We start from the raw sequence: 12,337 nt of genomic DNA, 5'->3' as shown, positions 1-12,337 counted from the left end.
TCGTAGAGCACGACGGGTCGTAGAGGAACACGGGTGTCAGGGGGTGTCGGCCTGGACCAGGGCCCAGACCGTCTTGCCGTGTGGGCCGCGGCTCCAGACGCCCCAGGCGGCCGCGATGCCCTCCACGAGGTGGAGGCCGCGACCGGCCTCCTCCAGGGCCGTCACGACCCGCAGACGGGGTTCGAGGTGGCCTTCGTCCGACACCTCTATGAGGCAGGAGCCGTCCGCGAGGGCCGTCACCGCCACCTCGAACTCCCGCTCCAGGAGCGGCCCGTGGCGTACGACGTTGGTCGCCAGCTCGGACACCAGCAGTACGGCGTCCTGGAGCGCCGGGTCGTCACTCCGGTGTCCCCAGTCGGCCAGATGGTCCCGGACCCGGCGCCGGGCGAGACCCACGGAGGCCGGGTGCCGGGGCAGCCGGAAGGCGTTGCGTCTGACCACGTCGGCTCCTCACCCCACGCACCTCCGTCACATGGTGCTGCGTGCGATGGCCCACCGGCGTCACTCGGACAAAAGATCGAACAAAGGTCAGTCCCGCGGCATCACGTCCGATGCCGCGGGATCGCCTCAGATCCAGTCCAGCGCCCACAGCCGGAACACGCCGGTGCCGTCCGTGAGGTAGGAGATGCCGCCCACGTCCTCGCTGCTCACGACGTACTCCTTGCGCTGCCACAGCGGGATCAGCGGCACGTCCGCGGCCACGTCCGACTGCAGGTCGCGGAAGTCGTCGTCGACGCGGCTGCGGTCGGCGAACTTCTGGCTGCTGAGGATCAGCTGGTCGACGATCTTGTTGCTGTAGCCGGTGTTCATGGTGGAGCCGCTGCCGACGAGCGGGGAGCCGAAGGTGTCCGGGTCGGGGTAGTCGGCGACCCAGCCGACGGCGTACGCGTCCAGCTTGCCGGTCGCCCAGCGCTTCTGGAAGTCGGTCCACTCGTAGCCCTTGACGTCCACCTTGAAGAGCCCGCCCGCCTCCAACTGCTTCTTCAGCTCGGCGGCCTCCTCCTTGCCGGAACCGTGCCCGATGCCGTAGCCGTAGGTGAAGTGCACCGGGACGGAGACGTCGGCCTCTTCGAGGAGTGTCTTCGCCTTTTTGACGTTCTGGGAGGGGTAGTCGTCGAAGAACGACGTCGTGTGGCCGACGATGCCGGTGGGGATCAGCGAGTACAGCGGGTCGACCGTGTCGTCGTACACCGTGGCGGCCAGCTGTTCGCGGTTGATCAGCCAGGCCATCGCCCGCCGCACGAGGACGTCGTGCAGGGGCGTGCCCTGACGGGTGTTGAGGTACAGGTTGCGGGTCTCGGAGCTGTCCGCCTCCGACACGCGCTGGTTGGGGTCGCTCGCGGAGAGCCCGGAGAGCATCTTCGGCGGCAACTGGCGGGTGGCCACCTGGACCTGCTTCGCCTGGTAGGCCTTCTGCAGCGCGTCCGAGTCGGCGTAGTAGCGCAGTTCGATCGGGCTCCCGGTGTTCTTGACGGCACCCTTGTAGTGGCTGTTCGGCGAAAGGACCGCCTTCTTGTCCTTCGTATACGTGGACAGGGTGTACGGCCCGGTGCCGTAGACCTGGTAGCCGTTGCGCGGGGCGTCCTTCGGGTACTTGGTGCTGTCGACGATCGCACCGGCGCCGGTGGCCACCTTGAACGGGAACGTGGCGTCCGGGGACGACAGATGGAAGGTGACCGTCATCCCGGAGGCGTCGACCGAGCCGAGCGTGGAGAGCAACGACGACGGACCCACATCGGAGTTGATCTTCTTGACCCGGTCGAAGGAGAACTTCACGTCCTCGGCGGTCATCGCGCGCCCGCTCGGGAAGGTGAGCCCGTCGCGCACCACACAGCGGTACGTCGTCAGCCCCCCGCCCACGAACGCGCAGCTCTTGGCCGCGTCCGGCACGGGTGTCGTACCGCCCGAGTCGAACGTCATGAGCGACTGGAAGACGTTGCTGTACAACGCCCAGGAACCGGCGTCGTAGGCGGCGGCCGGGTCGAGGGACGTGACAGCGTCCGTCGTCCCGACCGTGATCGTCTTGTCCTTGCTCCCGTCCGGGGGCAGCAACTGCCAGCCCCCGACTCCCACGACCGCCAGAACCAGCAGCGTCACGAGAATCCGTATGCGAACCGACCGCATCGGTGTGCCCTCCCGAGGGCCCTCCCGGGCCCCTCCCATATGCCACTCCCCTAGTGGCGCGGATCACCTAACCACAGGAGTTTCATCTGGGGGAAGAGGGTTCTGCCGAGATGAGAAAGAACTTACCGACGGGTGTTAATTGCCCGTTTCACAGCCGGTTCTCAGCCAGTTCGCAAGTGCGCGCCCGCATGGGCAACTAAGCCTGTTTCGAGGCCAGTTCGACGACCGTGATGTCCGACGGCGCCCCCACGCGCGTGGGCGGTCCCCAGGCGCCCGCGCCCCTGCTGACGTACAGCTCGGTGTCGCCGTACCGCTCCAGGCCCGCGACCGTCGGATTGGCCGCCGCCGCGACGAAGTTGCCGGGCCACAACTGGCCGCCGTGGGTGTGCCCGGAGAGCTGGAGGTCGACGTCGTGCTTCACGGCCTCGTGGATCTGCACGGGCTGGTGCGCGAGCAGCACGCACGCGCGCGTGGTGTCACGGTCGCCGAGCGCCTTCCCGAAGTCGGGTCCCTGCCCCTCGCTCTCGCCCTGGAGGTCGTTGACCCCGGCGAGGTCGAACCCGGCCAGTTCGGTACGGGCGTTCTCCAGGGGATGGATCCCGAGCGTGCGGACCTCTTCCAGCCACTGTTGGGCGCCGGAGAAGTACTCGTGGTTCCCCGTGACGAAGAACGACCCGTGCCGCGCCCGCAGTTGAGCCAGGGGAGCCGCGGCGGGCCCCAGGTTCTTGACGCTCCCGTCGACCAGGTCGCCCACCACCGCGATGAGATCGGGCTGGGTCGCGTTGATCGTGTCGACGACCTTCTGCGCGAACCCGCGCCCCAGGAGCGGCCCCAGGTGAATGTCACTGACGACCGCGATCCTGAATCCGTGCGCGGACCGCGGCAGCTTGGCCAGCGGCACGGTGACCCGCTTGACACTCGGCCCGCGCAGCACGCCGTAGGTGCCGTACCCGACGGTCCCGACGGCCGCCGCGGCGGCCGCACCCCCGACGACACGGGAGACGAAGAGCCGACGGGAGGGGCCGGCGAGCGGACCCCCGCCCTGCGGCCCTTCAGAGGCCGTTCCAGAGGCTTCTTCCGGGGCTGTGGCGGAGACCGGGGCCTCGTGCTCTTCTACGGCCGTCCCGGGCCGCCCGCGCCGTTCGAGGAGCCGGCGCAGCAGCGGCCGTAGGACCTCGCCCGCGAGGACGGCCAGCAGGAGGTAGATCGCGAGGGCCATCCACAGGAAGCCGGGCCAGCCCAGGGCCTGTTGGAGCCAGAAGGGCGCGCCGCCGCGTTCGGCGGCCAGGGCCGCGATCATCAGGACCGGGCCGGCGACGAGCACGGCCGTGCCGGTGATGCGGGCGGGGCCCCACGCGCGCGTGGTGTCGCGGACGAGGCGGCGCCAGACGTACCAGTGCCCGCCGCCGAGGACGGCGACCGCGACCAGGGCGACGAGAGCGATGACGACGACGGCCACTTCTTTATGACGTCTCGCGCAGTGCGCGCAGTCCACGCAACCCGAGGCCCCCGATGACCGTCCCCAATACGAAGGAGACGATGGCGAGGGTCAGGTGCACCCAGAAGTACGCCGTCGGGTGGCCGTCGTCGAAGGCCAGTCCGCTGCTGTCCGCTACGAGGTTTTTGACGAAAGTGACCCAGATGACCCAGCTCCACACCCCGAAGGCGAGCAGGAACCAGGAGACGGGGCGGCTGAGCTTCATGAGTCCAGTATCGCCGTCGTCCCCGGGGGCCCGTGTCCGGGGTGGGGCCGGTGACGGGACTTCGGGTCCCCGGGCATGTACGTTCTCGTCCGTGCCCGCTCCACTGCAGACCATCAGGCGACCCCTGCTGGTGCTTTCCGCCGCCCTGTCGTCCCTCGCGCTCACCGCGCCCGTCGCCCTCGCGGCCCCGAGTCCGACGCCCACCCCGACCGCGACTCCGAGTTCGTCGGCCAGTTCGTCGGCGACTCCTACGGCCACTCCCCCGGCGAACATGTCGTCGGTGGGCGGCACCCGGCTCGGCCAGGCGGGGACGCAGGTCAACCTGACGTCCGGGGTCCCGGTGCTGCCGAAGGACGTCACCGCGCGGTCGTGGATCGTGAGCGACGCCGAGTCGGGCGCGGTGCTCGCCGCGCACAACGCGCACTGGCGGCTGCCTCCGGCGAGCACCCTGAAGATGCTGTTCGCGGACACCGTGGTGCCGAAGTTCCCGAAGACGACCGAGCACAAGGTCGTCGCGTCCGACCTGGCCGGCATGGGCGCCGGTTCCAGTGTGGTGCCCATAAAGGAGGGCGAGAGCTACACGGTCCACGATCTGTGGCTCGGTGTCTTCCTGCGCTCCGGCAACGACGCGGTGCACGTCCTGGCCCACATGAACGGGGGCGTCGACAAGACCGTCTCCGACATGAACGCGCACGCCCAGGACCTCCAGGCACTCGACACGCGCGTGGTGACGCCGGACGGCTACGACGAGCCGGGGCAGGTCTCGTCGGCGTACGACCTGACGCTGTTCGCGCGCTCCGGGCTGCAGAAGAAGGACTTCCGGGAGTACTGCTCGACGGTGAGCACGAAGTTCCCGGGCGAGACGACGAAGAAGAAGGGCAAGTCGGTCCGCGGGACCTTCGAGATCCGCAACACCAACCGGCTGCTGAGCGGCGACTCGGACGTCTCGGTGTACCCGGGCATCGCGGGCGTCAAGAACGGCAACACCACCAACGCGGGCGCCACCTTCACCGGCGTCGCCGAACGCAACGGCAAGGTGCTGCTGGTGACGGTCATGAACCCGGAGAAGGCCGAGCACAACGAGGTCTACAAGGAGGCCGCGAAGATCCTCGACTGGGGCTTCCAGGCGGACGGGAAGGTGCAGCCGGTGGGTGAGCTCGTCGCGCCCAAGAACGTCCCGCAGGCGAGCGCACAGCCGGGTGCGACGGCCACCGGGGAGGCGGGCGGCGACACGTCCACGAAGCCGAGCGCCAGTGGGTCGGCCTCGGCGACGGCCTCCGAGGAGGACGGTTCGAGCGGGGTCGGGATCGCGCTCGCGGTCACCGGCGGGCTGCTGGTGCTGCTCGCGGCCGGTGTCTTCCTGGTCAACCGGCGCTGGCCGCTGCCGGATCTGGTCCGGCGCCGTCGTCCCTGACCTTGGGGTTCTCGGTCTCGTCGGCCGGGTCGTACGCGTCGTCCTCGGGGTCGCCCTTGCTCGGCGTCGCCGTCCAGGCGGCGCAGAACAGGACCAGCTTCGAGGTGAAGTTCATCCACAGCAGCAGCGCTACGGGGACGCCGAACGCGCCGTACATGCTCTTCGCGGCGACGCCCTGGATGTAGCCGCTGAGCAGCAGCTTCAGGAGTTCGAAGCCGACGGCTCCGATCAGCGCGGCCACCAGGAGCCGGCGGCGCGGGGGTTCGACGCCGGGCAGCAGCGTCAGGACGTAGAGCAGAAGCAGGAAGTCGACGAACACGGCGACGCCGAAGGCCGCGACGCGCAGCAGGATTCCGCCCCAGCCGCCCTGCACCAGGCCCAGTTCGCGGCTGATCCAGTCGACCAGGGCGGAGGCGACGGTGGAGATGGCGATCGTCGCGAGGACGGCGCCGCCCAGGCCGATCAGCACCCCGGTGTCGATGAGTTTGCGCAGGAGGGGGTTCTCGTCGCGGTCGGGCAGCTCCCACACCGCGCGCAGACACTCCCGCATCGAGCCGACCCAGCCGATGCCGGTGAACAGCAGGACGGCACCGGCGATGAGACCGATGGTGCCCGCGTTGTCCACCAGGGAACCGATGTTGAGCTGCTCGGAGATGCCGGGGACCTGCTCGGCGATCTTGTCCTGCAGCTGGTGCTGCTGGTCGGTGCTCAGGGTGGCGGCGGCGATCGCGGCGGCAACGGTCAGCAGCGGGAACAGCGCGATGAAGCTGATGAACGTCATCGCGGCGGCCAGCTGCGACCACTTCACCCGGTCCAGCCGCTCGTACGACCGCCACGCGTGCGTGAGCATCAAGCGCGCCACGAGCGGCCCGATGACGGGGAGCTTCTTCAGCCAGTCCATGATCCGATTCTGCCCTCCTCCGGGGAGACCGATGTGCGGGTACCCCGCAAACACGCGCGCGTGCCGTCATCGTCGGCGGCATCCGATTAATCGCCCATTTCAGGGAGGGGGTCGATGCCGCACAACTGAACGCCCATAAAGGGACGATACGGTCACCCGCATGCGTCCTCCACAGTCCCTCCTTGTCCTCGGCGGTACCTCAGAGATCGCGTTGGCCACCGCCCGCCGGATGATCGCGCGACGCACCCGCACGGTGTGGCTGGCGGGCCGTCCGTCGCCCGCCCTGGAGACCGCCGCTTCGGAACTGCGTGTCCTGGGGGCCGACGTCCACACCGTCGCCTTCGACGCGCTCGACCCCGACTCCCACGAGACCGTGCTCGGCAAGGTCTTCGCGGAGGGCGACGTCGACATGGTGCTGCTCGCCTTCGGCATCCTCGGCGACCAGGCACGGGACGAGCGCGAACCGGCCGCCGCGGTGCGCGTCGCGCGGACCAACTACATCGGTGCCGTCTCGGCCGGCCTGGTCAGCGCGCGGGCGCTGCAGACCCAGGAGCACGGCTCCCTGGTGGTGCTCTCCTCCGTCGCCGGCGAACGGGCCCGCCGCGCGGACTTCATCTACGGCTCCAGCAAGGCCGGCCTCGACACGTTCACCCAGGGGCTGGGCGACGCGCTGCACGGCACGGGCGTGCACGTCATGGTCGTACGCCCGGGATTCGTACGGTCGAAGAAGACGGCCGGTCCGGAGAAGGCACCCTTCGCGACGACCCCGAAAGCCGTCGCCACGGCCATCGAACTGGGCCTGCGCCGAGGCTCGGAGGCGGTCTGGGTGCCCGGGACGCTGCGCGTGGTGATGTCGGCGCTGCGGCACCTGCCGCGGGCGCTGTTCCGGCGGCTGGCGGTCTGACCGCGCCCAGGTCGTGTCCGGCCTAGTGGCTGGGGATCGTGCCGCGCTCGGTGTGGGCCGCCTGGGGCGGTACGACGGCTCCTCCGAAGGCGAACTCGCGGAGCTTGCGCCAGACGCCGTCGGGGCCCTGCTCGTAGAGCGCGAAGCCGGTGCACGACCACTCCGCGCGGTAGTCGGCGAGCGCTTCGAAGGCGCGGTCCATCAGCTCGTCGTCGATGCCGTGCGCGACGGTGACGTGCGGGTGGTAAGGGAAGTGCAGGTCGCGTGCCACCGGCCCGGAGGCGTCGCGGATCTGCTTCTGCAGCCAGGTGCAGGCGGAAGCGCCCTCGACGACCTGGACGTAGACGACCGGGGACAGCGGCCGGAAGGTCCCGGTACCGGACAGCCGCATCGGGAACGGGCGCCCGGCGGCGGCGACGTCGACCAGGTAGGCCTCGACCGCGGGCAGCTGCGAGGCGTCCACCTCGGTCGGCGGCAACAGCGTGACGTGCGTGGGGATACCGTGAGCCGCGGCGTCGCCGAAGCCCGCGCGCCGCTCCTGGAGCAGGCTGCCGTGAGGCTCCGGGACCGCGATCGACACACCGATCGTTACGGTCCCCACGTCGTCTCCTGTCGTCCTGTCGGTGGTCCTGATGGTGCTCTTCATGGTGCGCGGGGGCGGCCACGCGCGGCCACCCGGCTATCGACTGTACGGCCACACCTGAGTTGTGGGCAGGCGCAACCGTAGTGATGTGCAGCGCTCTGTCCAGTGGTACGTCAGCCGGTGCTTCGGTGCGGTCGTACGCCTCAGTGCTTGGCGGGCAGGAAGCCGACCCGGTCGTACGTCCGGGCGAGGGTCTCCGCCGCGACGGCTCGCGCCTTCTCCGCGCCCTTGGCCAGGATCGAGTCGAGCGTCTCCGGGTCGTCCAGATACTGCTGGGTGCGCTCCCTGAAGGGCGTCACGAACTCGACCATGACCTCGGCCAGGTCCGTCTTGAGCGCACCGTAGCCCTTGCCCTCGTACCTCTGCTCCAGTTCCGGGATTCCGGTGCCGGTGAGGGTCGAGTAGATGGTGAGCAGGTTGCTGACGCCCGGCTTGTGCTCCGCGTCGTAGCGGATCACGGTGTCCGTGTCGGTGACCGCGCTCTTGACCTTCTTGGCGGTCACCTTCGGGTCGTCGAGGAGGTTGATGAGGCCCTTCGGAGTCGACGCCGACTTGCTCATCTTGATCGACGGGTCCTGAAGGTCGTAGATCTTCGCCGTCTCCTTGAGGATGTACGGCTTCGGGATCGTGAAGGTCTCGCCGAAGCGGCCGTTGAAGCGCTCGGCGAGGTCGCGGGTCAGCTCGATGTGCTGGCGCTGGTCCTCGCCGACCGGCACCTCGTGCGCCTGGTACAGCAGGATGTCGGCGACCTGGAGGATCGGGTACGTGAACAGGCCGACGCTGGCACGGTCGGCGCCCTGCTTGGCGGACTTGTCCTTGAACTGGGTCATGCGGGCCGCCTCACCGAAGCCGGTCAGGCAGTTCATGACCCAGGCGAGCTGGGCGTGCTCGGGGACATGGCTCTGGACGAAGAGCGTGCAGCGCTCCGGGTCGAGCCCGGCGGCCAGCAGCTGTGCGGTGGCGAGCCGGGTGTTGGCGCGCAGGTCCGCCGGGTCCTGCGGGACCGTGATCGCGTGCAGGTCGACGACCATGTAGAACGCGTCGTGGGACTCCTGCAGGGCCACCCACTGGCGGACGGCGCCGAGGTAGTTGCCGAGGTGGAACGAGCCTGCTGTGGGCTGGATTCCGGAGAGCACGCGGGGTCGGTCAGAAGCCATGTTCACCATTCTCTCAGGTCTTGGGGGCCGGTCAGGAACAGGCCCGGAGCCGGGTTCGGAACTCGTTCGGAACCCGTTCGGAAGAGATGCGACACGGGTGGGAACCGATCCGGCTCGGGCGGTGTACCAAATGTGTGGAGACGCGGGAGGGGGGCCGCATCGTCGATGAGGTCGCGGTGATCGCACGCGTACGCGCCGGAGAGCCGGAGGCGTACGCCGAGTTGGTGCGGGCCCACACGGGCATCGCACTCAGGGCGGCCGCGGCACTCGGGGCGGGAGCGGACGCGGAGGACGTGGTGCAGCAGGCCTTCGTCAAGGCGTACTGCGCGCTGGGCAGATTCCGGGACGGCGCGGCGTTCAAGCCCTGGCTGCTGTCGATCGTCGCCAATGAGACGAGGAACACAGTGCGTACGGCGGCGCGTCAGCGCACGCTCGCCGGCCGGGAGGCGGCGTTCGCGGAGGCCGAGCCGCTGATACCGGAATCGGCGGACCCGGCGGTCGCCACGCTGGAGACGGAGCGCCGCGCGGCCCTGCTCTCCGCCCTGGAGCAGCTGAGCGAGGAGCACCGCCTGGTCGTGACCTACCGCTATCTCCTGGAGATGGACGAACCGGAGACGGCCCAGGCCCTGGGCTGGCCACGCGGCACGGTGAAGTCCCGGCTGAACCGCGCGTTGCGGAAACTCGGGCGGCTGCTGCCGGATTTCCGACCTCGGGAAGGGGGTGATGAGTGTGAGTGACGGACGGGAGTCGTACGACGGTGAGGGTGCGGGCGAAGGTGCCAGTGCCGGTACAGGTGAGGGCACCGGGCGTCGGCGGGTGGGGCGCGATGGGCACGCGGGTGCCTCTCGGTTGCCCGCGGAGTTGCGGGCGTTGGGGCGTTCGCTGGATGCGCGGGGCGGTGGTGGAGGCGAGGGCGAGGCCGCCGGGTCCGAGACGATGGTCGAGCGGGTGCTGGCGCAGATATTGGCCGAGCAGATCCCGGTACCCGTGCCTGTGCCCGGGCCTACCGGGGTCCGGGCGCGGGTCCAGGCCGTCCGGCGCTGGATGCGGATGCGGTGGCGGGCGCTGGTGGCAGCCCTGTGCGGTGTCCTGACGGTGCTCGTGCTCACGCCTCCGGTGCGGGCGGCGGTCTTCGACTGGTTCGGCTTCGGCGGGGTCGAGGTGCGGTACGACCCGTCGGCGGTGCCCTCGGCCGGAGCTGTGGTGCCGGGGTGCGGGCGGTCGGTGACGCTGGCTCAGGCTGGTCGGCGCGCGGGGTTCGAGCCGGTGGTGCCGGACGCGTTGGGCGTGCCGGACGCGGTGACGGTGACCGGCGAGCCGCGGGGGCGCTTTCTGGTGAGCCTGTGCTGGCGGGAGGGCGGGCACACGGTCCGGGTCGACGAGTATCCGGCGCGGCTGGACGTCGGTTTCGCCAAGACGGTGCGCGAGCCGCCGGAGTGGCTGTCGCTGGACGGGACCGTCCCTCCGGAAGGCATACAGGACCCGGCACTGTGGTTCGCGCGACCGCATCTGCTGAGCTTCTGGCTGGTGGACGCGGACGGGGACCGTTATACGCGGGAGGAGCGGACGGCGGGGCCGACGCTGTTGTGGACCCATGCGGTCGGCGGGGTTCCGGGCGGGGACCTGACGTTCCGTCTGGAGGGGGTGGGGTCGAAGCGGCGGGCATTGGAGATCGCGCGGTCGCTCGGCGGGCGGGGGTAGGACGGGCGGGGGTAGGGCGAGTGGTGCGACGGGTGTGGGTGGCGCAAGTCGTGTGAGGGGTGCGAGTAGTTCAACGAGTAGTTCAAGCAGTGCGGGCGGGGTGGGAACCTCGGCGGGCCGAGCGGTGTACCAGAAGTGACAGGCGGCTCGCGGGCGGGCCGTACGGGGATCGGCTGGTTGGGGGTTCGGATGTCCGGAGGCGGAAGTACGGGCGGGGCAGGCGGGGTTACGGGCAGGCCTGAGAGGCGTTCGGGCCGGGTTCGTGAACTGGCCGCACTGAGCGGGGCGTTGGCGATGACGCTGGCCCTGATGATGTGGGGTGCGTCGGACGCTGCGGCGGGTGGACCGACGAGCGTGCTCGTGACTTCGCCGGCAAGCGGGCAGGCCAAGGCGCTGTACTACTCGGACCAACAGTACGGAGAACTGCAGCAGTTGCTCGGCCCGGAGGGCAAGGGCACCCGCGACAAGCCGCCCGAGGCCGATCTGGCCCACGCCCGGCAGATCAACGTCACCTGGCTGGCGCACGACATATCGCCCTGGCGGATCGACCGGGTCTTTCCCGTCGAGTCCCGGCCGCAGGCGGTCTGGATCCACACGGCGGCCGACGCGTCGGAGAACACGAACCTGAACGGCTATTGGCACCGGGCGAGCCACCCCGCCCAACTGCGCGTCCTCTTGGAGAAGTTGGACGTGATGGGCAAGGCCGCCGGTGCCGGGTACCCCGGCATCTTCCCGGCGCCGTGGCAGTCGACCGAGCCTGCCACGGCCGCACCAGACATCGACACGGGAACAGGGACGGGGACCACCACGGTGCAGGTCTCCCTGCCGGACAAGGGCCACGGCACCGACTGGTGGTGGGCGATACCGGGTGCGGCGGCCGGAGCCGTACTGGCCCTGGTTCTGCGGCCGTTCGTCGCGCGGCTGCCGTTGGACCGGTGGCGGAAGGGACGGGAGCCGGGATCCAGGCAGGAGTTGCGGGACATGTGAGGGGCGGAGGGGACAAGGAGAGATGGAGAGGGGGACGGATGGAACGCGGGAGGGGACGGGCGCTGGGACGGGCGAGGTTGCGGGGCCTGTGTCTCGTGGCTGGGTCGGTGTTGATGGTTCTGGCCGGGTCTGCTCAGGCTCGGGCTGTCGGGACGGAACAGGCGTGGACCGGGGCCGTGGATCAGGCGCAGACCCGGGCTCAGGCCCCGCTCCGGGACATCCCGGATCTGGCGCTGGTCGTGGCGGGTGACACGGGCCGGACGGAGACGTGGCGTTCCGGGGAGTCGTCGTTCGCCCGCCTGTGGACGCTGTTGCAGCCGACGTACGCGGGGACGGAGCGGGTGTCGCAGGAGTGGGAGGCGGGCCGGCATCCGGCGGTGCGGATCACCGTGGTGTGGGGGCTCACCGGGGTCGGGGGCTGGCCTCGGACGAATCGGGCTCCGGGTGGTGATGTGGCCGTGGAGCGGGAGGACCAGTTGTTCGTGGCCTCGGACGGCACACCGTGGGTGCGGACTGATCCGGCTCCGGAGGTGGCGGACGACGACATCCGCTGGCATCGGGCGCCGCGCGCGGTCTTCGCGCAGATGGAGCGGGCGGGGGTGCTGGGCGGAACCGGTAACGACAGCAAGGCAGTTGGGGGTGGGTCTGGGTCAGCCGGGCCAGCCGGATCTGTCTGGTGGGCGGCGGCGGGAGTGGTGGTCGGGGTCGGCGGCACGCTGCTGATACGCCGCGCGGCGGCCCGGCGTGAGGCCGGACCGCCGCGCGAGGAACCACGACAGGAACTCATCGATCTGTGAGAGTCG

The 12,337-nt window shown here is 70.1% G+C and carries 13 protein-coding genes; 6 read left to right on the top strand and 7 right to left on the bottom strand.

All coding sequences use genetic code 11. The features are described from left to right. Positions 1-36: 36 nt before the first annotated feature. The 4 genes from OG407_RS31615 to OG407_RS31600 form a co-directional block, all read right to left on the bottom strand. On the bottom strand, positions 37-441 hold the full coding sequence (locus OG407_RS31615; protein WP_405862983.1) for an ATP-binding protein: 405 nt from the start codon (positions 439-441) through the stop codon (positions 37-39). Between the two features lie 126 nt (positions 442-567). After that, positions 568-2,124 (bottom strand): ABC transporter substrate-binding protein, encoded by a 1,557-nt coding sequence (locus tag OG407_RS31610; RefSeq protein WP_405862982.1) that lies wholly within the window; start codon positions 2,122-2,124, stop codon positions 568-570. Between the two features lie 196 nt (positions 2,125-2,320). Continuing rightward, a complete protein-coding gene (locus OG407_RS31605; protein WP_405862981.1) occupies positions 2,321-3,583 on the bottom strand; it encodes a metallophosphoesterase in 1,263 nt (420 codons plus the stop codon). 4 nt (positions 3,584-3,587) lie between these two features. Next, the gene (locus OG407_RS31600; RefSeq protein WP_327401786.1) at positions 3,588-3,827 is read right to left on the bottom strand and encodes an SCO4848 family membrane protein; all 240 of its coding nucleotides are present in this window, start codon (positions 3,825-3,827) and stop codon (positions 3,588-3,590) included. A 91-nt stretch (positions 3,828-3,918) separates the two neighbouring features. Here OG407_RS31600 and OG407_RS31595 point away from each other — a divergent pair, with 91 nt between their 5' ends. After that, positions 3,919-5,241 carry a D-alanyl-D-alanine carboxypeptidase family protein gene (locus OG407_RS31595; protein WP_405862980.1) on the top strand — a complete coding sequence of 441 codons (1,323 nt, stop codon included), beginning with the start codon at positions 3,919-3,921 and terminating at the stop codon, positions 5,239-5,241. On the opposite strand, the gene OG407_RS31590 is transcribed toward OG407_RS31595, so the two are convergent. Beyond that, positions 5,192-6,142, bottom strand: coding sequence for a YihY/virulence factor BrkB family protein (locus tag OG407_RS31590; protein WP_405862979.1), 951 nt, complete (start codon positions 6,140-6,142; stop codon positions 5,192-5,194). The genes OG407_RS31595 and OG407_RS31590 overlap by 50 nt on opposite strands. Positions 6,143-6,302: 160 nt before the next feature. On the opposite strand from OG407_RS31590, the gene OG407_RS31585 reads away from it, so the two are divergent. Next, positions 6,303-7,046, top strand: a complete 744-nt coding sequence (locus tag OG407_RS31585) for a decaprenylphospho-beta-D-erythro-pentofuranosid-2-ulose 2-reductase (RefSeq protein ID WP_405862978.1) — start codon at positions 6,303-6,305, stop codon at positions 7,044-7,046. A 22-nt stretch (positions 7,047-7,068) separates the two neighbouring features. Here OG407_RS31585 and OG407_RS31580 read toward each other — a convergent pair whose 3' ends face one another. Together OG407_RS31580 and trpS are read right to left on the bottom strand one after the other, a co-directional pair. Then, positions 7,069-7,647, bottom strand: a complete 579-nt coding sequence (locus OG407_RS31580) for a 2'-5' RNA ligase family protein (protein ID WP_405862977.1) — start codon at positions 7,645-7,647, stop codon at positions 7,069-7,071. A 185-nt stretch (positions 7,648-7,832) separates the two neighbouring features. Further along, a complete protein-coding gene (gene trpS, locus OG407_RS31575) occupies positions 7,833-8,846 on the bottom strand; it encodes a tryptophan--tRNA ligase (protein WP_405862976.1) in 1,014 nt (337 codons plus the stop codon). Between the two features lie 176 nt (positions 8,847-9,022). Between trpS and OG407_RS31570 the strand changes: the two genes are divergently transcribed. From OG407_RS31570 to OG407_RS31555, 4 genes are all read left to right on the top strand, one after another. Next, positions 9,023-9,583 carry an RNA polymerase sigma factor gene (locus OG407_RS31570; RefSeq protein ID WP_328686379.1) on the top strand — a complete coding sequence of 187 codons (561 nt, stop codon included), beginning with the start codon at positions 9,023-9,025 and terminating at the stop codon, positions 9,581-9,583. Then, positions 9,570-10,547 (top strand): hypothetical protein, encoded by a 978-nt coding sequence (locus OG407_RS31565; protein WP_405862975.1) that lies wholly within the window; start codon positions 9,570-9,572, stop codon positions 10,545-10,547. Before OG407_RS31570 ends, OG407_RS31565 begins: the two co-directional genes overlap by 14 nt. 360 nt (positions 10,548-10,907) lie before the next feature. Then, entirely contained in the window at positions 10,908-11,534 is a 627-nt protein-coding gene (locus tag OG407_RS31560; protein ID WP_405862974.1) for a hypothetical protein, read from the top strand. A 38-nt stretch (positions 11,535-11,572) separates the two neighbouring features. Further along, on the top strand, positions 11,573-12,331 hold the full coding sequence (locus tag OG407_RS31555) for a hypothetical protein (protein WP_405862973.1): 759 nt from the start codon (positions 11,573-11,575) through the stop codon (positions 12,329-12,331). The last annotated feature ends 6 nt before the right edge of the window (positions 12,332-12,337 follow it).

Source organism: Streptomyces sp. NBC_01515, from assembly GCF_045040345.1.
GTDB lineage: Bacteria > Actinomycetota > Actinomycetes > Streptomycetales > Streptomycetaceae > Streptomyces.
The sequence above is the reverse complement of the archived record's forward strand: the minus strand, read 5'-3'. Positions and strand labels throughout refer to the sequence as shown.